Below are 20,709 nucleotides of genomic sequence, written 5' to 3' on the forward strand. Positions count from 1 at the left end.
GCCCCGATGACGGAACGGGACAGTGATCCAGTGAAAGCGGACCTGCTGTGGATCGCGGCCGACTTCCGGAACATCGTCCTGGGCTCCAGCGATGACGAGCTGGACCTCCCGTCCATCGGAACGCGGTGGACCAACCGGCAACTGCTCTTCCACATGGTCCTCGGCCAGAACATCACGCTGGCGGGCATACCGCTCCTGGGGCTGTTCTCGCACCTGCCGCCCCCGGCCTCCCGGACCTGGAGCCGCCTCCTGGATTCGTGCGCCCGCCCGTACAACTGGGTGAACTGGGCCGGGAGCGCGGCCGGGGGCCGGGTCCTGAAGCCAGCCGGCATGCTCCGGATGATGGACCGGACTACGGCGGTGATCGTGAACTGGTACGGCCACGCGAACCAGGATGCGCTGGGCCGCGGCATGACGATGCCCACCGGGTGGGACCCCTATTTCATGCCGTGGATGAGCCGCCGGGACGTCCTGGAGTGGGCGCCCAAGCACTACCGTCACCACCGCGCGCAGCTCAGCCTGACCACGCTGCCGTCCCTGCCCCCCAGGTAGGTAGCGCGAACTCACCCTCGCACCGGGCCTGCGCCGTTTTGCTGCGACGCGCCTCTTCATTTCCGACGCGCACATTCCCCTTCGCGGCCCTGATTTGGGCTGCGTGGGGGAATATGAGCCGCGAAGATGAAGTTGCGCGTCGCTGAAGCCAGCCCGGCCGGTAGTTGACCGGCTCAGTCCGTGATGTCGGTGCTCGTGCTCAGCTCCTGCCACTGCTCCAGCTCGGCGCGCTGGGCTTCGGCCACCTTACCGAACGCGCCGAAGGCGTCGGTGCCCAGGACCAGGAGGCCCGGCGGGTTGGCGGATTCGACGACGGCGATGATGGCCCGGGCGGCCTTGTCCGGGTCGCCGGGCTGGTTGCCGTGGGCGGTGTCGTGTTCCTTGCGGCGCTTGCCGGCCGTGTCCGCGTAGTCGTCGATCGCCGTCGAGGACTGGGTCAGCGAGCGGCCCGCAAAGTCCGTCCGGAAGCCGCCGGGTTCGATGGCGGTGACGTTGATGCCCAGCGGTTTCAGCTCGTTGCGCAGAGACCCTGACATGCCCTCCAGCGCCGCCTTGGTGGCCGCGTAGTAGCCGGAGCCGGCGGGGGTGATCCGGGCGCCGATGGATGAGATGTTCAGGATGGACCCGGCCTTGTTGGCACGCATGCCCGGGAGGACTGCCTTGATCATGTCCACGGCCCCGAAGAAGTTGGTGTCGAACAGGCGGCGGATGTCGCCGTCGTCCGCTTCCTCCACGGCGGCCCGGTAGCCGTAGCCGGCGTTGTTGACCAGCACGTCGATGCTGCCGAACTTATCCTCCGCCGCCTTGACCGCCGCGCTGATCTGCGCCTTGTCCGTGACATCCAGGGGGAGTGCCAGCGCGGTGTCTGGGAAGCCGGCGGTGACCTCCTGCAGCGTCTCCACCTTGCGGGCGGTGACGACGGCGTTGTGCCCCGACGCGAGCACGGCTTCCGCCAGTGCCCGGCCAAGTCCGGTGGAGCAGCCTGTGATGAGCCACGTTGCCATGGTTTTTCCTTTCATAGGGGGTTAGAGAGTGAGGCGGGCGCCGGCATTTAAGCCCGGTGCCGCCGTCGTGCCTGTGCCGTCAGTTCATGGGCGCCGTAGCTGTTGTCGTCCGGGTTGACGGTGACGCCGGGCGCCACCAGCTGGTCGATGCGGTCCAGCACCTCGGGCGCCAGCTTGGTGTCCGCCGCGGGGAGGTAGGACTCCAGCTGCTCCATGGTGCGCGGACCCACGATGGCGGAGGTAACGCCGGGGTGGTTGATCACGAACGCGATGGCCAGCTCGATCATGGTGACGCCGGCCCATTCGGCCACCTGGGCGAGCTCCTCCACGATGTCCAGCTTGCGCTGGTTGGCGGGCTGGGTCATGTCGAACCGGGCGCTGGGACGGGCACTGGAAGTGGGCCTGGATGCCGAGTCCTTCCGCCACCGGCCGGAAAGCCAGCCGCCGGCCAGCGGGCTGTAGGTCAGTGTCCCCATGCCGTGCCGCTGCACGGTGGGCAGCACATCCTCCTCGATGCCGCGGGTCAGGATGGAGTACGGCGGCTGCTCGGTGACGAACCGCTCCAGGTTCCGCTCGCGGGACGCCCACTGCGCCTCCACGATCTGGGAGCCGGAGTAGGACGAGGAGCCGATGTAGCGCACCTTGCCCTGGCGGACCAGGTCGGTGAGGGCGCCCAGGGTTTCCTCCACGTCGGTGTCAGGGCTGGGCCGGTGCACCTGGTACAGGTCGATGTAGTCGGTGTTCAGCCGGCGCAGCGAGTCCTCTACCGCGCGCATGATCCAGCGGCGGGAGCCGCCCCGGCGGTTGGGGCGGTCCTCATCCATGGGCATGAAGAACTTGGTGGCCAGGAAGACGTCATCGCGGCGGCCGGCCAGTGCCTCCCCGACAATCTCCTCGGAGGCCCCCGCGGAATAGACGTCCGCGGTGTCGACGAAGTTGATGCCCGCGTCCAGGGCGTGGTGGATGATGCGGGTGGCGTCGGCGCGGTCGTTGTTGCCCCACGGGCCGAACATCATGGCACCGAGGCAGAGGGGGCTGACCTGCACACCGGTGCGGCCAAGCGGGCGGTATTCCATGCTGGTTCCTTCTCTTCTTGGGCTTCTAGGCTTCGGGGATGACCATGGCGAACCGCTCGGGGCGGGCCACGTCCGGGTCGGGACCGCTGCGGACGCCGGTGTCCAGGGCGTCGATGGCGGCGAGCTCGGCCGCGGAAAGCTCGAAGCCGAACACGTCGAAGTTCTCCGCGATGCGGGCCGGGTTGGTGGACTTGGGGATGGCGGAGCGGCCCTGCTGCAGGTGCCAGCGGAGCATCACCTGGGCGGGGGTCTTGCCGTGGGCCTGCGCGACGGCGGCGATCGCCGGGTCCCGCATGACGTTCTTCCGGTTCTCGCCCCAGCCCGGGTAGAACGTGATGCCGCCGATCGGCGACCACGCCTGGGTGAGGATGCCGTGCTCAGCGTCCGCCGCCTGGACGTTCCGCTGGGCGAAGTAGGGGTGCAGTTCGATCTGGTTGACGGCCGGGACCACGTCGGTTTCCTCGAGCAGCTGCGCCAGGTGGTGAGGCATGAAGTTGCTGACGCCGATGGCCCGCACCCGCCCGTCCTTGAGCAGGGTCTCCAGCGCCTTGTACGCGGCGATGGTCTTCTCGAACCGGTCCGGGGCGGGCTGGTGCAGGATGAACAGGTCCAGCTGCTCCACGCCCAGCTTGCCGGCGGCCTTGTCCCAGGCGTGCAGGGCCCGGTCGTAGCCGTAGTCGCTCACCCAGACCTTGGTCTCGATGAACACCTCGGCCCGGTCCAGGCCGGAGCGGCGGATGCCCTCGCCAACCTCCCGCTCGTTGCCGTAGGCGGCGGCGGTGTCGATGTGCCGGTAGCCCACCTCGAGCGCTGTCTGGACCGCCGCCGTGGTCTCTTCCGGGGGACTCTGGAAGATGCCCAGGCCGAGCGCCGGCATTGTGATTTTGTTGTTGAGCGTGAGTTCCATAACCATGCCTTTCACGGTATTGGGGTGGACGGGTTTGTGGGAGGGGCTGGCAGTCCCTCCCTTGGGATATTTGCCCGGCGTAGCGTGGGTGCCATGACGAACAGCGATGACGTGCGGAAGTTCCTGACCTCCCGCCGCGCCAGGATCACACCGGACGACGCCGGGCTGCCCGCGTACGGCGGCAACCGGCGGGTTAAGGGCCTGCGCCGGGAGGAAGTGGCCATGCTCGCCGGGATGAGCATCGATTACTACATCCGGCTGGAGCGGGGGAATCTGTCCGGAGCGTCGGACAGTGTCCTGGAGTCCCTGGCCCGCGCCCTGCAGTTGGACGACGCCGAGACCGCCCACCTTTTCGACCTGGCCCGCGCGTCCACGGCTGCTCCGCGGGCACGGCGCAAGCGGAGCCCGCAGACGGTGCGGCCCAGCGTGCAGCGGGTGATCGATGCGATTACGGCGGCGCCGGCCTGGGTCCGCAACGACCGTGGCGATGTGCTGGCGTCCAATGAGCTGGGCCGGGCCCTGTACCTGGAGATGATGACCGACGGCGGCACCCCACCCAACAGCGCACGGTTCACCTTCCTGAGCCCGAAGGCGCGGGAGTTCTTCGCCGACTGGGAGCGCGCCGCTGACGACATCGTGGCCGTGCTGCGGTCCACGGCCGGGAAGAACCCGTACGACAAGGACCTGTCCGACCTGATCGGGGAGCTCTCAACGCGCAGCGGGGAGTTCCGCGTCCGCTGGGCCCGGCACGACGTGAAGTACCACCGCACCGGCCGCAAACGACTCCACCACTCGATCGTGGGGGATCTGGACCTGGCCTACGAGGCGATGGAGCTCCCCGCGGATCCCGGGCTGCGGATCAACATCTACACCGCCGAGCCAGGCAGCCCGTCCGAGGACGCGCTGAAGGTCCTCGCCAGCTGGGCGGCTACGCAGGCGGCGGCTGGGGTTCCGGCCCAGGAGAAGGCCACCTGAGCCAGCCTGCGCTGCGCAAACCCGTTCTCGACGCGCATATTCGGTTGTGAACCCCATATCCGTCCTCGACGCGCATATTCGTAAGCGCACCCCATATTTGGGCCGCGCCAGGGAAGGTGCGCGTCGTCAGCGGCTTTGCGCGTCAGGACTGCGCGTTGATGAACCCAATGATGATCGCCGTCCACCAGCAGAGCTGCGAGACCACCAGGCATGACATCAGGTGGACGCGCTGGCCAGTGGATAGATCCTTGAACGCAGTCCTGGCAGGGAGCCGCGCGAGCCGCCGCATCAGGGGGATCAGCATGATTCCGTTCAGGCTGAGCACCAGGACCGCCGCGAGCTTGACCTCTGTCATCGGGCTGTCCAGGTGCGGACTCAGGAACACCCCGGTGGCAAGCATGCCGGCCAGGCCACCCCAGATCAGGGGTGTCGCTGCCCCATCGAGTCGAATGATTTCGCCGAGTGTCCGCCGGCCGATCAGCCACAGGAATCCACGCCAGTCGACCAGGATGATGGCGCCGAAAGCCACAACGAGGAAAAGGTCATGCACCACCAGATCGACGTCGTGGACAAAGCCGTCAACGCTGACCGCGGCTGACAGCAACACGGACAACAGCCACGCCGCGATGGCAACACCGGACAGGGCAGCAACAAGGCGCCGCGTGGACCGCTCGGATTCACGGTGCAGCCTGATGGTGCGTCTGCTGACGGGGACATAACTCATGACATACCTCTGCGAGACCTGTCAGCGGTGGCCGTCCCAGCCGGGCCCGGGCGTAGCTCCAACATAGCCCCGTCGCGTGGCCGTCAACAAGGAAAAATGAGCCGCTGATGCACCGCCCGCTCCTGGCCCCGCTTCGGTGCACGGCCGCCGTTTTCGACGCGCATATTTGTCGTCGCCACGCATGCTCCCTTGCGACGCGCGTATACGGGGCGCGGGAAGGGATATGCGCGTCAGAGGCGGTTTTGCGCGTCGATAACGGCAGAGCGCGTACGACGGCGGCCCACACCTGCCGCCGCCAGCTTCCGTTCCAGCGTCCCGGGCACCGTGAGGTCGGCCCAGTCCCAGCGCACCACGTTGCAGCCCAGGGCGCGGACCCGGTTTTCGCGCTGCTTTTCAGCCACAACAGCCTGGGATGCGGTCAGGCCCTTGAGGAACTCGGACTTGAGGTACTTTTCCTCGCCGTCGAATTCGCCAACAACCCTGGACTCCTTCCAGTAGAAATCCGAATAACCAACCAGCCCGTCCGCGTCGGAAAACCGCTGTTGGAGGACCGCGGATTCGAAGCCGGCCACATGGATCAGCGCCCGGCTCCAGGACTCCCCGGCCGAGCCTGAAGCGGGATCGGCAAACTCGATGGCCGCCCGGATTCTCCGCGTGGCAGCGGCGGAGTAAATCGATCCCATCCCGCTCTCCAGCTCAGCCTTGGTGATGGCAGCCAGCTGCCGGCGCGGATCCGGCCGGAGCACATGGTCCATCGGCACAACGGCCTCGGCGAAGGGGTTGAAGGCTGCCAGGTCCAGGACGGTCCGGATGCGGTCGGTGACCAGGAGGCCCTCCAACCGGACCACCTTCAAATCCGCCCGCGCCGCAAAGTGCCGGCTGACTCCGGCGCGGGACCGGCCGCCGTCGTTCTTCAATGTGAGTGCCTGGACCGGGTGATGAAGGCCAATGGTGGGGATTTCCCACACGCTTGCCGCGGAATGGCGGGCGAAAACTGTGGGCTTCTCGAATGCTTCCGCGGCCGCCTGGATGCGGACCCGGTACTGTTCCCACGGCTTCATGGCCCGCCACGCTGGGCCGTCGATATAGATGCCGTGCCGCACCCGGACCAAAGCGCCGGACCGCACGCGTTTGGCGAGATCGTTGGCACTCAACCCGTGCAGGTTGCGGTCGCGCGACAACAGCAACGGTGGAAGATCGGTCATGCAACCACATTGCCCGGCACACCTTCGCTGCAGGAGTGGAGAGTGCCGCTATGTGGAAAAGTCCCGGCGACGCGGCCGCCCATTTTCGACTCGCAAGCTCCCCGGCGCACGCAACATACGGTCTGCGCAGGGGAATCTGCGCGTCGAAAACCGGTCTGCGCCCAACCCGCTACACAGCGGCCGGCTCAACCGAGGCGCGGGAGAGGGACCGCCGCCGCTTGATCCACCGTTCCGCCGCACCCATGGCCCGGGCGGCCCCTGCCCAGTAGAGGACGCCGCAGGCCAGGGACGCCAGCACGGCCACACCTTTGTCCGCCCGCTCGAAGAGGTCAACGGAATCAAACAGGGGATACACCAGCCAGTGGGTGACGTAGATGTAGAGCGAAGCGCTCGCCAGCAGCGCCATGATCCGGTGGAGTCCCCGGGGCACCCGCAGCGTGGGCAGCCAGAGCAGGATGAGGCATCCTGCCAGGATGGTGGCGCTGCGGTACGGGTTGTCGAAGGAGGCCGGAGCCGCCAGGACGGCGAGAACCGTAACGGCTGAACGCTGCCACAGGGTGCGGGACGCGGCGGCCGCCCAACCCAGCCCGAACAGCCACAGGACCGGCCCCTGCCCCGGGTACCGGCTCTCCACCAGGCCAAAAAGCAGGGGCAGATCCACCAGGACCAGGGCCACCCCAAACGCCCACGGCCAGCGCCGCACCGCCCGGTCAACGGCCGGTACCGCCAGCAACAGGGCCAGGCCCAGCAGGATGTGGACCAGAACCTCCACGAACCAGAACCGCGAGTAGTCGCTCCACCCCGCCGGCCCCACCAGTGAGTTCAACAGGAAAACGTTGTGCAGGGCGTACTTGTCCGTCACGGCGAAGGCCAGCGCGATCACGGCAACGCTCGGCACCACGATCCGCGCGACGCTGCGCAGGTGCCGCCGGAACCGTTCCGTACGCTCCCCCGACAGCTGGAAGCGGGCGAAGTTGTAGCCGGCCACCGCCATGAGCACGTGGGCCGTGCCTTGCCAGTGGAAGAACCCAATATGCGTGGAGACGATCGCGATGATGGCGACGGCGCGCAGCACTATCCCGGTCTCCATCGGCGCGAGCAGCCTCCGCCGGGCCCTGCGCACCCAATTGCCGGAAGCAGTGCCGGAAGGCCCGGCAATTCCGGAAGACCCGGCAACTCCGGGAGGCGCGACGGCGGCGGGCACCACGTGCGGCGTTGGCGACAGTTCGCAGACCGGCATCAGGTGCCAGCCCCCGGGAAGGTAGCCCAGGGCCCGCTCCAGCCGGACGGACGCCGCCACATAGGACAGTGAATCCCCGCCCAGGGACACGAACGAATCGGTCCCGGCAACCTCGTCCACCTCCAGCACCTCGGCGAAGATGCGCCGCACGTCATCCGAGCCCGCGTCCACAACCCCGGCCGGGCCGCCGTCGTCCGCTTCTCCTCGGCAGGCGAGCGCGGCGACGGCGGGATAGTCCGGTTTTCCGTTGCCCAGGCGCGGGATGGCTTCCACCGGGTAAAGGTCGACGGCGGCGCGCGGCAGGCCAAGGTCCTGCGCCAGGGTTTTGGCGAGCAGCGCCACGTCGTGGTCGCCTTCGATGGCGGCCACCACGGCGTTGTCGGAGCCTGCAGCCGCAGCCGTCACCCCGAGGTCCGCCAGCATCCGCTCCACCTGGCCCAGATCCACGCGGAGCCCCACGATCTTCACGAACCGGCTGCGCCGGCCCACAATCTCGTAGAGCCCGTCCGGGCCTCGGCGGGCCAGGTCACCGGTATGGAGCTCGGTGACCACCCGGCCCAGGCTGAGGTCCGCCGGCTGTTCGGCGTACCCCAGCATCACGTTGGGGCCGGAGTACACCAGCTCGGACGCGCCCAGGCCGGGGACGGGCTCAAGCCGGAAGGACCCGCCCGGGATCGGGACGCCGATGGCCTGTGGTTGCTCCATGGCCTGGTCCGGCGGAAGGTAGGCCATGCGGGCGGTGGCCTCGGTCTGCCCGTACATCACGAACAGGTCCCACCCCTGCCGCCGGCCCAGCTCAGCGTAGGCGCGCACGCGGTCCGGGGCCAGCCGTCCGCCGGCCTGGGTGATGTAGCGCAGGCTTGGCACCTCCATGTCCTTGAAGCCCACGCGGTCCAGCAGGTCGAAGGTGTACGGCACTGCCGCGAAGGATGTCACGTGTTCCCTGCGGACCAGGTCCCAGAAGCAGGGGTCCACCACCGAGAGGTCGGTCAGCGCCAGGGATGCGCCCGCCAGGAGGTGGCTGTTCACCACGCTCATGCCGTAGCAGTAGGAGAGGGGCAGGGTGGTGGCCGCGGTATCGCTGGGGCGCAGCTGCAGGTACTCCGCGATCGCGGCGGCGTTGGCCTGGATGCCGTCGGCGGAAAGCCGGACGAGTTTGGGGGAGCCGGTGGACCCGGACGTGCTCAGCAGCAGCGCGAGTTCCGGGTGCAGGTCGTGCCGGGTCTGCTGCCGCCGGACATCCAGGACCGCTTCGCCGTCCGACGCGCTGACAACAACGTCGGGGTCGTAGGCGGCCACCAGTGCGGCCGCGGCTGAGTCCCCCGCGGGCAGGATCAGTAACGGATTGCCGGAGGACAGGGCCGCCAGGTACGACACCAGGGCCGGCAGGGTGTTCCCGGCTTCCAGCGCAATGAGGCGCCGGCCCGGCCCGAACGCCCGGACCATGTCCTCCACCTGCCGGGCCAGTTCCCGGTAGCTCAGCGACCGGCCGTGGGCGCTGACGGCTGGGCGGTCGCCGAAGCGGGCCAGGTCCGCGGCGAACGGAACCCCGGCGAGCTTTGTCTCTGTAGTCACCGGAGAACCATAGAAGGGTAACCTAACCTAACTCAAATGGATTAGGAAAGATTTTTGTGCCGTAAAGCCGTCGGTTAGTGGTGTTCCACCCAGCAGGCCAGGATCGTCGTCGAAAGCTGGTAGGCCAGGGCGTTGCGGGTGATGCTGTCCGGCCCCAAGGTGGGGGGAAGACCCGACGCGTCAACGTGCAGCACGAAGCTGTCCTTCTGGAAGACGGCGGATCCGTCGGCCGTTTCGTATGCCGGAAAACCAAGATTTGCCAGGCCGTCGATGGGTGTTGCGCCTTTTGCGAGGGCCTGCATTGCGGTGAAGTACTTGAGTGCCGATGCCTTGTCCGCCGTTTCCTGGACAGAAATGACCAGCGATCCCTCGGCCAGATGGTAGGTGCAGGTGAAGGTGCTGTCCGCCCAGCTGTCCACGGTGTGCGGGTTCGAAGCCAGGTCCAGGATGGACCGCAGCCTCTCCTTCGGCTGGTCGCCGCAAACCATCAGGGCAGCAGCGCTCGGCCCGCCCGCCGGCGGACCCGGGGATGCTGACCCCTGGGCGTGGTGGCCGCCGCCGTCGTGGCCCACCGCCGGTGACGTTGCCGGCGGGGCCGCCGTCGAACTGCCTGCTGCGGTGACGGATCCCGCCGCTGTTGCACAGCCGGAAAGCAGCAGGGTGCATAGGGCCACGGAGGCCAGCAAGGACTTGTGCTGTTTCATGGCGCATCCAATTCTGCCGGCCCCTGGGAGCGGGGTGCGCGGCTGTTGTCAGGCTTTGAGCTTGGCGTAGATCACGTAGTTGTCATCGAAGAGCCCCGTTGCGGGGTCGTAGCCGTCGCAGGTGATAAGCCGAAGCTCTGCACCGGCAGTGTTGCCGTAAACCTCGAGGGTGGGGAATTCGTTTTTGGAGTAAAGGGCCCCGTGGTCGACGGTGAAGACGGCAGTGCTGCCATCGGCCCGTGAAACGTTGACCTCGGCACCGGGCCCCAGCTTCCGGAGGTCAGCAAACACACCCTTGTGCCCTCCGAGGGCGTTGACGTGGCCCAGGATCACTGAGGGGCCCCGTTCGCCGGGCGTGGGGGAACCGTTGTACCAGCTGGCCGGTGCGCCATTGCCCACATCCTCCGGCACTTTCAGCGAACCGTTCTCCTCCAGTCCCAGGTGGAGAAGGTCCGTCCGCACCCCGATGGAAGGAATGCTCAGGACAGCAGGAGGCGAGGCATCCAGCACGGCCGGCGGCTGCGGCGCAGCCGTGGCCTCTGGTGGAGAAGGGGCTGCTGGTGGAACAGGGGGCGCCGGTGCTGTTGATGTAACCGCGGGGGAAGCAACTTGTGGTGCGGAGGCGGAAGGGGAAGGCCTGGGGTCTGAAGTAGCGGCGCTCCCGGCGGCACAGCCCGCCAGGGAAAGCGCGAGCAGAACCCCGGCCACCGCAGAGGCCCCGGGACCTCCACGGCGGCCGAAATTCCTTGATGTCACAGAATTGATCCGTTCAGCCTTGGCTATGCTGCCGCGTTCCGGCGGCGGACGGCGTAAGCTCCGCCTGCGAGGGCAACCAGGGCCAGGCCGCCGCCGATGGCGAGGGCGCCGGTGTCGGTGCCAGAGCCGGGTTCAGAGGGGATGCCGGTGTTGGCGCCGCCTGCAGGCATCTTCATTTGGCCGGCCGTCAGCGTTCCGCACAGGGCGGGGGACGTAGCCGCCAGCGGCAGTGATGGAACCAGGTCACTCTTGGCGGCCTGGCCTGCGGCGCTGAGGGTGGCGGGGTCAAGGCCGTGGACCACAACCACTGCCGTTCCGGATTCCAGGGCCGCCTTGGTTTCGGCGTTCAGTTCGAACGTGCGGTCCACCGTATAGGAAGCGCCCTGTCCGGCGACCTTCAGGTCAAGGCCTGCTGCCTTACTGGTATCGCCGCTGGTGGAAAGGGTGGTGACGATGCCACCGTATGAGGGTGCGCCCTCGGTGGTGGAGACGACTTTGTCGCCGTCCTTGTCCGCAGAAGGGTCGGGGCAGACGCCCTTGGCCCCGCCGTGGATGTGCTGGACGTGGGGGTACGGCGCATCCATAAAGGTGGCGGGCAGGCCGGACACCTTGAGGACGACGTGGGCCTGGTTGCCCATGACATCAACTGTTACGGTGCCTGATCCGGCGCTGCCGTTGATCTGCTTCAGCGTTGACTGGTACGAGGCGTCGGCGGCCATTGCAGGTGAACCGGACAGGGCGAGTGCGGCGAGGGCAAGGGTGGGGACTGCCATAAAGCGAAGTGACTTATTCATTCGGAAAATCTCCTCATTCACGTCCGTGTGATGTTGGCGTCCCCAGAGAGGAGACACCGGTAGTTCGCGGCGGCACAAGCCGCGGATGGGTGTGGATGTGGCCTGATTCAAGTTTTCCGTCTAGCCATTGCTCTTTTAGTTGAGGCTGTGAAGGTCACTTCACTATCAACGTCCCGGTCATTCGGGAATGGAAGCTGCAGACGAACCGGTACTCCCCGGGTGAGTCGGGCGCTTTGAAGACTGCGGTTTCACCGGGATCGACTGCAACGTCGAACCCACCATTGTCCTTTGCCGTCACCGTGTGCGGGGCGCTGTCGGCGTTCGTCACCGTCACCATCGATCCCGGTTTGATTGTGGTGGGGACCTCGAACTTGAAATTCCGTATCGTGATCACCGAGGTGGCGGCTTGCGCCGATCCCTCCGCCGACGATTTGGGGGAACCAGTTGAAGGCGAGGCAGGAATATTACCACTCCCGGCAGCGCACCCGGTGATCCCGATCAAGGCGACGGCCACGGTGACGGCCCAGATCCGAGAAGCAGTTTTCATGGCAATACCTTTCAGGAGGGATGCGCCCGTTGCCCGCCGGATGGCGGGCCTTCCGGAAACTACCCCGTGCACCCTATTCGTTGCCCCCGGCCTCCGGGATGGTGTGTCAGTTGGACACGGTGAAGGGAATGACGGTGACCCCGGAGTTGGTGGAGCCCAGTTTGTTGTCGCGGCAGGACGTCCGGAGGTGAAGCTTATGGACGCCGTTGGCCAGTGCCCTGGTGTCAATCGCGATCGGAGCGGCCCCGAAGGGCTCCGGTCCGAAAGCGCCCGCGGAGTCCCAGAGGACCTGCCCCGGGTTGGCCGGAACCGCATGGAAGTCCGGATCGACCGAGATGAAGGAGTGGGTGGCCGGGAGGGAGTTGTTGGGGTGGGTGGTCAGGCCAACTACCGGCGCCCAGGTGCCCGACACCGGAGCATCGGGTATGGGGACGCTGCGGACCGACGACTCACAGTACCCTGCGTGCGTGTACCAGCCCTTGCCTCGCAGGAACGGGTACCGTGAGGCGTCGGACGGGGACTTGCCGTTTTGGATCTCCGTTTGCCAGTTCAGGCTGGCCCGCATTTCGTTGCCGTCCGGTTCAGGGACAAACGCGCGGAGATGGATCTCCTGCAGGCCTGAATGCTTGAACGCCGATATTGGGCGCGAGAACGTCAGCCAGCGCTCGCAGGTCCCGGTGCACGTGAAGTCGCCTTTGCCGGTGCTGGACGGGCCGGGGCAGGTGAAGTTCGCCGCGGCAGCCCGCAGGTAGCACTTCTGGACGGCGGTTTCGCTGTCGGCGGTCAGGAACACCAGGGAGACGTAATTGGCAGTGCCGGGGTTGTCGTGAAGGATCACCCGGACGTTCACGGTGAGGTTGCCCGAGCTGATGGTTTCCCGTTCCGGGACGCAGGCCCCCAGGTGGAGGTGGCCGGTATTGGTGACGGCGTTGTTGGCCTGGTCAGCGTCCGGCATCCACCACGACTGCGTATCCACGAACTGCCGGGTCTCCGCGTACACGGTGCCGTCGGCAGGCGGCGCACCCATGCACAGCCCGGCCGCAGCCCTGGCGGTACCGGGACTCAACCCGGTTATGGCAATGAAGGCCAGCGCAACAGCAGATACCAGGGCAAGGAACCGTCTCAAGAGCATCCATCCTTCACGGAGAAACTGCGCGCATTGCTGTCGCCGGCATCGGAACGCCGAACCATGGGATGTTTCGTTATTTTGGCCCGGTAGGGCGTGGAAAGTATATGACCGGACTCATCGCCAAAACCAGAGTTGACAGGCCATAACGACGGCGGCACGCACCTTTTGCAGGACCTGATGGGGCGTCTGGGGAAAGGGTGCAGGAAGTGATGGGGGATCGCGGGAAAGGGGGCGGGAAGTGATGGGGCGTCGCGAGGGGGAGGGGGACGCTTGACGAGGTCCGGCGCTGCCGCATATCCTGAACGAACGGTCGGTAAATAATTCGGCACGTCCCAGACGGTCTTTGCATAGGAGCAACCATGGCAGCGCAGAACCTGCAGTCAGTGCCCGCTGAGCTAACCCCGGAAGAAGAAGCCGCAGGCCAGGCCCACTTCGACCGGATCATCGCCGAGGACTCGCGCGTCGAGCCCCGCGACTGGATGCCCGCGGCCTACCGCAAGACCCTGCTGCGCCAGGTGTCCCAGCACGCGCACTCCGAGATCATCGGCATGCAGCCGGAAGCCAACTGGATCTCCCGCGCCCCCAGCCTGAAGCGCAAGGCCATCCTCATGGCCAAGGTCCAGGACGAGGCCGGCCACGGGCTCTACCTCTACTCCGCCGCCGAAACCCTGGGCCAGTCCCGGGACAAGATGATGGACGACCTCATCGCCGGCAAGGCCCGCTACTCCAGCATCTTCAACTACCCGGCCCTGACCTGGGCGGACATGGGCGCCATCGGATGGCTGGTGGACGGCGCAGCCATCTGCAACCAGGTCCCGCTGTGCCGCGCCTCCTACGGACCCTACGGCCGCGCCATGGTGCGCATCTGCAAGGAGGAGTCCTTCCACCAGCGCCAGGGCTTCGAGATCCTCCTCGAACTCTCCAACGGCACCCCCGAGCAGAAGCAGATGGCCCAGGACGCCGTGAACCGCTGGTACGCCCCGGCCCTGATGATGTTCGGCCCGCCGGATGACGATTCGCCCAACTCCAAGCAGTCCATGGCCTGGAACATCAAGCGGTTCAGCAATGATGAGCTCCGCAGCCGCTTCGTGGGCATGATGGTGGAGCAGGTCAGGGTCCTGGGCCTTACCCTCCCCGATGACCAGGTCCGCTTTAACGAGGACACCAGGAAGTGGGAGCACGGCCCGCTGGACTGGCACGAGTTCCAGGAAGTCCTGGCCGGCCGCGGTCCCTGCAACGCCCAGCGCCTTGAGCGGCGGAGGGCAGCGCACGACGACGGCGCCTGGGTCCGTGAGGCAGCGGCGGCTTACGCAGCAAAACAGTCAGCAAAGCAGCAGAAGGAATACGCAGCATGAGCCCGCACGGCAACCCGGAAACCCCGGCCAGCTCCGCCACCAAGATCAACCGCGAAGCACCCAAAGCGTCCCCAGCCCCGCAGGAGCACCATGACAAGAGCGCCTGGGGCCTCTGGGAGGTCTTCGTCCGGTCCAGCCGCGGCCTGAGCCACGTCCACGCCGGATCCCTGCATGCCCCGGATGCCGCCATGGCCCTCCGCAATGCACGGGACCTCTACACCCGCCGCAATGAGGGCGTCTCCATCTGGGTGGTCCCGGCCGATGCCATCGCCGCGAGCGATCCCGACTCCAAGGGCTCGTTCTTTGAGTCCCCGCAGGGCAAGGACTACCGGCACGCCACGTACTACACCAAGAGCGAAGGGGTGAAGCACCTGTGAGCACCCATACTGAAGGCCACGGCGACATCTCCACCGGTGTGGCCGGCGGCGACTCCAACGCCTCCGCCACCCGCATCACCCCCGGCAACGCCCTGCGCCCGGAGGACATCGCCCTCGAGGTCCGCACCGGCCTGGTGAAGCCCTCGGAGGACATCGCCGAGTACGCCCTCCGCCTGGGCGACGACGCCCTCATCCTCGCCCAGCGCCTGGGCCACTGGATCTCCCGCGCCCCGGAGCTTGAGGAGGACATCGCCCTGGGCAACATCGCCCTGGACCAGCTGGGCCACGCCCGCAGCTTCCTCACCTACGCCGGCGCCGCGTTCACCAACGAGGACGGCTCGGCCAAGTCCGAGGATGACCTGGCCTACTTCCGCCGCGAGCACGAGTTCCGCAGCGTCCAGCTGTTCGAGCAGCCCAACGGAGACTTCGCGGCCACCATCGCCCGCCAGTTCGTGGTGAGCTACTACCAGTACGAGCTCTACCGCCGCCTTACCGGATCCACCGACGCAACCCTGGCCGCCATCGCCGCCAAGGCCGTCAAGGAAGTGGACTACCACCGGGACCACAGCGCCCAATGGGTGCTGCGCCTGGCCGGCGGCACCGAGGAATCCCGCAAGCGGATGATCCACGGCCTGCGCCTGATGTGGCCGTACGTCAACGAACTGTTCCAGGACGATGACCTGACGCAGCGCCTCGCTGAGGCGGGTGCCGCCGTCGCCCCTTCCTCGCTGAGGGAGGACTTTGTCCGCCTCACCGCGGAAATCCTCACCGAGGCCGAACTGGAAGTCCCGGACGTGCCCGCAGCCCCGGGCGGCGGCCGGTACGGCAAGCACTCGGAGTACCTGGGCTACATCCTTGCGGAGATGCAGGTGCTGGCCCGCGAGCATCCCGGGGCCAGCTGGTGACAGCCATGTACATCTCGGACTTCGAAAGCCGCACCCGGACCGCCGAGCAGCAGGCCTGGGACATCGCGGCCACCGTGGTGGACCCGGAGATCCCCGTGCTCACCATCGCGGACCTGGGGATCCTGCGGAAGGTCGACGTCGGCACGGACGGCGGCGTGCGGGTCACCATCACGCCCACGTACTCGGGCTGCCCGGCCATGGATGCCATCCGGGACGACCTGTACAAGGCCTTCGAAAAGGAAGGCTACGAGGACGTGCACGTGGACCTGGTCCTGGCCCCGGCCTGGACCACGGACTGGATGACGGAGGCCGGAAAGCAGAAGCTGCAGGAGTACGGCATCGCCCCGCCCACCGGGCACAGCAAGGCCGGCGGCCATTCCGGCCCGGTCCGGCTGAGCCTGGCCGTGAAGTGCCCGCAGTGCAACAGCCTCAACACCAAGGAACTCACCCGCTTCGGTTCCACGTCCTGCAAGGCGCTGTATGTGTGCCAGGACTGCAAGGAACCGTTCGACTACTTCAAAGTCCTGTAAGGAAGCCCCATGCCTGTTGTCCGCCAGACCGCCGCCGAAGAGGCTGAGCTGACCGGCCGCCGTCGTCCGTCCTTCCACACCCTCACGGTGAAGGAGGTGCGCCGGCTCACCGATGATGCCATCGAGGTCAGCTTCCATGTGCCGGCGGAGCTCGCCGGCAAGTTCGACTACCTGCCCGGCCAGTACGTGGCCCTGCGCACCACGCTGCCGGATGAGAACGGCGAGCCCAAGGAAATCCGCCGCAGCTACTCCATCTGCGCCGAGCCGCGCAGCTTCGCGGACGGCACCAGCGAGATCCGCGTGGCCATCAAGAAGGACCTGGGCGGGCTGTTCTCCACGTGGGCCAACGCCGAGCTGAAGGCGGGGGACACCCTGGACGTGATGAGCCCCATGGGCGCGTTCGTGTCCAAGCACGGCCGGGACGGTGTGGCCGTGGAGCAGAATGTCATGAACTCCATGAACCACCCGGAGGACCTGGCGGGGGAGCCGGGGAATTTCGTGGCCATCGCGGCCGGTTCCGGCATTACCCCGGTGATCGCCATCGCCCGGACGCTGCTGGCCGCCAACCCGGACACCCGGTTCGACCTGATCTACGCCAACAAGGCCGCCATGGACGTGATGTTCCTGGAGGAGCTGGCGGACCTGAAGGACAAGTACCCGCAGCGGCTGGCCATCCACCACGTGCTCTCCCGGGAGCAGCGGATTGCGCCGCTGCTGTCCGGCCGGATCGACGCGGAGAAACTGCAGCAGCTGCTGGGCACCGCCCTGCACGCGGACGATGTGGACGAGTGGTTCCTGTGCGGGCCGTTCGAGCTGGTGCAGTTGTGCCGGGACACCCTGGCCGAGCGCGGGGTGAAGCCGGAGAACATCCGGTTCGAGCTGTTCACGTCCGGCAAGCCGGACCGTCCGGAGGGGCAGGCCGGCCGTCCCGTGGTGGTGGACGAGTCCAAGGAGACGTACAAGATCACGTTCAAGCTGGACGGCCTGCAGGGCGAGGTGGCCAGCCCCACGCACGCCCGCGAGTCCATCCTCAACGCGGCCCTGCGGGTCCGCCCGGATGTGCCGTTCGCGTGCGCCGGCGGAGTGTGCGGCACCTGCCGGGCCAAGGTGGTCACCGGCAGCGTGACCATGGACGAGAACTACGCGCTGGAGCAGGATGAGCTGGACAGGGGCTACGTGCTGACCTGCCAGAGCCACCCCACCAGCAAGGAAGTCACGGTCGACTTCGACGTCTAAGTTGTTACTCACCAAAGGAGCCCCATGATTTCCCTTTCCATCAGCAACGGTGTTGCAGAAGTCGTCCTGGACGCACCCCACAAGCTGAACTCGCTGGATGAGCAGGCGCTGCGGGATTTAGCACAGGCGTACGACGACGCTGCTGCTGCCGCCTCACGCGGTGAGGTGCGGGCGCTGCTGCTGAGGGGAGAGGGACGCGCCTTCTGCGCGGGCCGGGACATCGCGGGCGTCACCCCGGAGAGCGACGACGCCGCCGCCTACCTGGGCGGGCTGGTGGAGCCGCTGCTGAAGAAGATGGCTTCTTTTCCCGCTCCCACCTTTGCCGCGGCGCAGGGCGCATGCCTGGGCGTGGGGTTGGGGCTGCTGCTGGCCACGGACGTGGTGTACGTGGCGGAGAACGCCAAGTTCGGCTCGCCGTTCGCCAAACTGGGGGCCACGCTGGATTCGGGCGGACACTGGTACTTCACCGAGCGGCTGGGCATGCACCGGACCCTGGACCTGATCTACACGGCGGACCTGATCTCGGGTGCCGAGGCCGTGGCGCAGGGGATGTTCAGCCGTGCCATGCCGGCTGCCGAGCTGCTGGATTCGACGCGGGCCATTGTTTCGCGCGTGGCCGCCGGCGCCACCGAGGCGTTCGTTGCATCCAAGGAGCTGGTGGCGCACATCCGCGACCAGCGGCTGGGCCTGTGGCAGGCCATGCAGGAGGAAAACGAGGAGCAGGCGCGGCTCTGCAAAACCGACGACTACGCGGAGGGCTTCCGGGCCTTCCAGGAGAAGCGCGAACCGAAATTCACCGGCGGCCACTGATTCGGTGGGGGACGATCAAGAGCCCTTGCAGAATTCTTGATTGAACCTTGCAAGGCAATTGCAGAAATATTAATTCGCGTTCGCAAGAGTAGGCGCAACCGGACAAAATCCGGTTGATGCGCGCTGCCGGTCTCAAGTAGGCAGCCCCATCTGGAAACTTATTCTGGGGGCACAATTGTCTGAGGTTTTGAACGCTGATGTCGACGGTAAGGAAGAGAACGGTTTCAGCCGTCGGAGGGTAGTCGCGGGCGTTGCCTGGTCGCTTCCCGTTATTGCCACGGCCATAGCGGCTCCGGCCGCTGCGGCATCCGGCATTTCGGCTACCGCCAACCTGGTCAACCCTGTTTCGAGCATTTCGTTTGTTAGCTCAACAGGTACGGGTTCGGGCACCAACCACACGGGCACCGGGCCCACCGCTTTCCAGATCACCAACAGCGGTGCCGCTTTTACAGGGATTATCAGCGGCACCGTGAATATCAAGCCGTCAGGAACAGTGACCGCCGGTGCTGGTGTCCAGGCAATTACAGGGGCGACGCTGACCCCGGCAACCCCGGCCTATTCAAACACTTTCGAATACAACGGGAGTTTCACTCACTCAGGTGGCCTCACTGCCGGCCAGACTCTTAGCTTCCCTATGTCCTTCCAGTACCAGCGTCTGAGCGGGGCCTCCCCGAGCAAGACAACCTACAACTACACGTTGACTATCACGCTCCGGCTTCCGGATGGCACCAGCCGCATCCTGACCGGCGCCTTGGCCGTCAACTACTGATCATGGTCTGGAAACGCGGCGGCCTGGTCGCAGAGGTTTGTACAGAACCCCGGGCCCGCGTCGCCCTGCTGCATCTCGACGCAACCCAGCCGGTGGTGTTGGAGGGTCCGGCCGCGGTCATCTGGGACCTCATCGATGGCCAGCGGAGCGAACAGGACATCTTCGCTGAGCTGGAGGCCACCTTTGAGGACCAGTCAGGACAGATGCAGGCGCAGGTGGAAGGCTTCCTGGCGAGCCTCGAAGCGCAGCGCCTGATCGAGGCTGCCCGCGGCGTTTCCCACTAACGGCATGACGTCCGCGGGGCTCTCGGGGAGCGCACAGTCGGCGTGGCAGCAGCGCCTGTTCGAGGAGTTGGCAAGGGGCGGGGACCTGCTGTGCCTGAAGGTCTTGGGGCAGCGGTTTGTGGTCCGCTGGGGCCCTGCGGTCACGTGGCAGCAGCGGGCAACAATGAGCTTGGCCTGGGCGCGGTGCATCAGCAGCAGCCCTGAGCCCCTGCTGCCGCCGGAGCCAATGGAACCCACTGGAGGCAGTCAGTTCACGGCCTCAGTCACCTGCGCCTCCATGAAGTTCGGGGACGGCAGCTTCCATATTGGAACCGCGTCCTTTGAGGAGCTTGCTGAGAACCTCACGTCACGGCTCACGGTGTCGGCGATTCTGGCCAATGCCGGTGAACTGACCATGCTCCACGCCTGCGGGGTTGCGGATCCGGCCACCGGAGCAGTCGTGGCGCTGGTGGCCAAATCCGGGACAGGGAAGACCACCGCAGCGTCCGTGCTCGCCAGGACCTACGGCTACATCACGGATGAGACTGTGGCCGTCGCCTGGGACGGCTCCGTGGTCCCCTACCCCAAGCCTTTATCGGTCAAGCAGGAAGCCTCTGCACCCAAGCGCCAGATAGGGCCGGACGAGTTTGGTTTGCAGCCAGCCCCGGCCATGCCCTTCATCCAGTCCATCGTGCTCTTGAACCGCGTCCAGGGGGCGATTCCGGTGGCTCCAGCGCTGGAACGGGTGCCACTGGCCGAGGCCCTGCTCGCGCTCATCCCTGAATCGTCCTCGCAGGCAGAATTCGTGGATCCGCTGCAGTCGTTGTGCCGCCTCATCGAGAGTGTCGGGGGAGTGTGGCAGGTGACCTATTCGGAGGCCGCGGACCTGCCGGCCGTCCTGGAGCCCCTGTTCCGGCTGCAGGCAACCTCGAAATCGGAGTGGGAACCCGCCGCAGAAGAAGTTGCCAGACGAGGACCCATCCCGGCCGGCAGTATCCGGCGACGCGTCTCAAGGGATGCCGTGAAGATCGGAGGGGACCTGCTGGTCATGCTGGACAACGAGATAGTGCGCCTGACTGGTATCGGACCCGCGGTCTGGGATGCCTGTGCTGGCCCGGTAGGGCTGGACGACGTGATGGACCACGTAGGAAAGGTGCACGGCGAACCCGAAGGTTACCGGGCCGCCGTCGCAACAGCCGTAGAACACCTCATCGCCAAGTCGGTATTGGAACGCGGCGAAAAGTAGACCGCCTGCAAGGCGCGTACAAAGACCTGA

General features: G+C 66.7%; 22 protein-coding genes. 11 read left to right on the top strand and 11 right to left on the bottom strand.

The window, feature by feature from the left end:
* Positions 1–6 precede the first annotated feature (6 nt).
* Positions 7–552, top strand: coding sequence for a DinB family protein (locus FB478_RS19455; protein WP_144601362.1), 546 nt, complete (start codon positions 7–9; stop codon positions 550–552).
* 173 nt (positions 553–725) lie between these two features.
* Here FB478_RS19455 and FB478_RS19460 read toward each other — a convergent pair whose 3' ends face one another.
* Genes FB478_RS19460 through FB478_RS19470 form a run of 3 tightly spaced genes read right to left on the bottom strand, consistent with a single transcriptional unit; the run spans position 726 to position 3,539 of the window.
* Entirely contained in the window at positions 726–1,556 is an 831-nt protein-coding gene (locus tag FB478_RS19460; protein ID WP_144601363.1) for an oxidoreductase, read from the bottom strand.
* 47 nt (positions 1,557–1,603) lie between these two features.
* Positions 1,604–2,632, bottom strand: coding sequence for an aldo/keto reductase (locus tag FB478_RS19465; RefSeq protein ID WP_144601364.1), 1,029 nt, complete (start codon positions 2,630–2,632; stop codon positions 1,604–1,606).
* Positions 2,633–2,657: 25 nt separating this feature from the next.
* Positions 2,658–3,539, bottom strand: coding sequence for an aldo/keto reductase (locus tag FB478_RS19470; protein WP_144601395.1), 882 nt, complete (start codon positions 3,537–3,539; stop codon positions 2,658–2,660).
* A 93-nt stretch (positions 3,540–3,632) separates the two neighbouring features.
* Between FB478_RS19470 and FB478_RS19475 the strand changes: the two genes are divergently transcribed.
* Positions 3,633–4,514, top strand: a complete 882-nt coding sequence (locus FB478_RS19475; protein ID WP_043424856.1) for a helix-turn-helix transcriptional regulator — start codon at positions 3,633–3,635, stop codon at positions 4,512–4,514.
* Between the two features lie 142 nt (positions 4,515–4,656).
* Here the strand turns inward: FB478_RS19475 and FB478_RS19480 are convergent, their stop codons facing one another.
* From FB478_RS19480 to FB478_RS21200, 8 genes are all read right to left on the bottom strand, one after another.
* Positions 4,657–5,238, bottom strand: coding sequence for a hypothetical protein (locus tag FB478_RS19480; RefSeq protein ID WP_144601365.1), 582 nt, complete (start codon positions 5,236–5,238; stop codon positions 4,657–4,659).
* 230 nt (positions 5,239–5,468) lie between these two features.
* Positions 5,469–6,443, bottom strand: coding sequence for a type IV toxin-antitoxin system AbiEi family antitoxin domain-containing protein (locus FB478_RS19485; RefSeq protein ID WP_144601366.1), 975 nt, complete (start codon positions 6,441–6,443; stop codon positions 5,469–5,471).
* Between the two features lie 169 nt (positions 6,444–6,612).
* Positions 6,613–9,258, bottom strand: coding sequence for an AMP-binding protein (locus FB478_RS19490; protein WP_144601367.1), 2,646 nt, complete (start codon positions 9,256–9,258; stop codon positions 6,613–6,615).
* Between the two features lie 74 nt (positions 9,259–9,332).
* Positions 9,333–9,962, bottom strand: a complete 630-nt coding sequence (locus FB478_RS19495) for a hypothetical protein (protein WP_144601368.1) — start codon at positions 9,960–9,962, stop codon at positions 9,333–9,335.
* Positions 9,963–10,010: 48 nt separating this feature from the next.
* Positions 10,011–10,472, bottom strand: coding sequence for a sortase domain-bontaining protein (locus FB478_RS19500; protein ID WP_223992519.1), 462 nt, complete (start codon positions 10,470–10,472; stop codon positions 10,011–10,013).
* A gap of 269 nt (positions 10,473–10,741) precedes the next feature.
* Complete coding sequence (locus FB478_RS19505) at positions 10,742–11,512, bottom strand: CHRD domain-containing protein (protein WP_186447841.1); 771 nt, start codon at positions 11,510–11,512, stop codon at positions 10,742–10,744.
* 154 nt (positions 11,513–11,666) lie between these two features.
* Positions 11,667–12,059 (bottom strand): cupredoxin domain-containing protein, encoded by a 393-nt coding sequence (locus FB478_RS21195; protein WP_186447842.1) that lies wholly within the window; start codon positions 12,057–12,059, stop codon positions 11,667–11,669.
* A 106-nt stretch (positions 12,060–12,165) separates the two neighbouring features.
* The gene (locus tag FB478_RS21200; protein WP_186447843.1) at positions 12,166–13,191 is read right to left on the bottom strand and encodes a hypothetical protein; all 1,026 of its coding nucleotides are present in this window, start codon (positions 13,189–13,191) and stop codon (positions 12,166–12,168) included.
* A 356-nt stretch (positions 13,192–13,547) separates the two neighbouring features.
* On the opposite strand from FB478_RS21200, the gene paaA reads away from it, so the two are divergent.
* From paaA to FB478_RS19555, 9 genes are all read left to right on the top strand, one after another.
* Positions 13,548–14,543: a 1,2-phenylacetyl-CoA epoxidase subunit PaaA gene (gene paaA, locus FB478_RS19515; RefSeq protein ID WP_144601371.1), complete on the top strand. Its 996-nt coding sequence runs from the start codon at positions 13,548–13,550 to the stop codon at positions 14,541–14,543.
* Positions 14,540–14,920, top strand: a complete 381-nt coding sequence (gene paaB / locus FB478_RS19520; protein ID WP_144601372.1) for a 1,2-phenylacetyl-CoA epoxidase subunit PaaB — start codon at positions 14,540–14,542, stop codon at positions 14,918–14,920. Before paaA ends, paaB begins: the two co-directional genes overlap by 4 nt.
* Entirely contained in the window at positions 14,917–15,825 is a 909-nt protein-coding gene (gene paaC, locus FB478_RS19525; protein WP_144601373.1) for a 1,2-phenylacetyl-CoA epoxidase subunit PaaC, read from the top strand. The genes paaB and paaC overlap by 4 nt, the downstream gene beginning before the upstream one ends.
* A 5-nt stretch (positions 15,826–15,830) precedes the next feature.
* The gene (gene paaD / locus FB478_RS19530; protein WP_144601374.1) at positions 15,831–16,355 is read left to right on the top strand and encodes a 1,2-phenylacetyl-CoA epoxidase subunit PaaD; all 525 of its coding nucleotides are present in this window, start codon (positions 15,831–15,833) and stop codon (positions 16,353–16,355) included.
* Positions 16,356–16,364: 9 nt separating this feature from the next.
* Entirely contained in the window at positions 16,365–17,591 is a 1,227-nt protein-coding gene (paaE, locus tag FB478_RS19535) for a 1,2-phenylacetyl-CoA epoxidase subunit PaaE (protein ID WP_018768759.1), read from the top strand.
* A gap of 24 nt (positions 17,592–17,615) precedes the next feature.
* The gene (locus tag FB478_RS19540) at positions 17,616–18,401 is read left to right on the top strand and encodes an enoyl-CoA hydratase/isomerase family protein (protein WP_144601375.1); all 786 of its coding nucleotides are present in this window, start codon (positions 17,616–17,618) and stop codon (positions 18,399–18,401) included.
* 187 nt (positions 18,402–18,588) lie between these two features.
* On the top strand, positions 18,589–19,170 hold the full coding sequence (locus tag FB478_RS19545; protein WP_144601376.1) for a hypothetical protein: 582 nt from the start codon (positions 18,589–18,591) through the stop codon (positions 19,168–19,170).
* 2 nt (positions 19,171–19,172) lie between these two features.
* Positions 19,173–19,454, top strand: coding sequence for a PqqD family protein (locus FB478_RS19550; RefSeq protein WP_043424819.1), 282 nt, complete (start codon positions 19,173–19,175; stop codon positions 19,452–19,454).
* A 4-nt stretch (positions 19,455–19,458) separates the two neighbouring features.
* Positions 19,459–20,679 carry a hypothetical protein gene (locus FB478_RS19555; protein WP_261377468.1) on the top strand — a complete coding sequence of 407 codons (1,221 nt, stop codon included), beginning with the start codon at positions 19,459–19,461 and terminating at the stop codon, positions 20,677–20,679.
* Positions 20,680–20,709: the final 30 nt, after the last annotated feature.

The sequence above is a fragment of the Arthrobacter sp. AG367 genome (genome assembly GCF_007828995.1).
Lineage (GTDB): Bacteria > Actinomycetota > Actinomycetes > Actinomycetales > Micrococcaceae > Arthrobacter.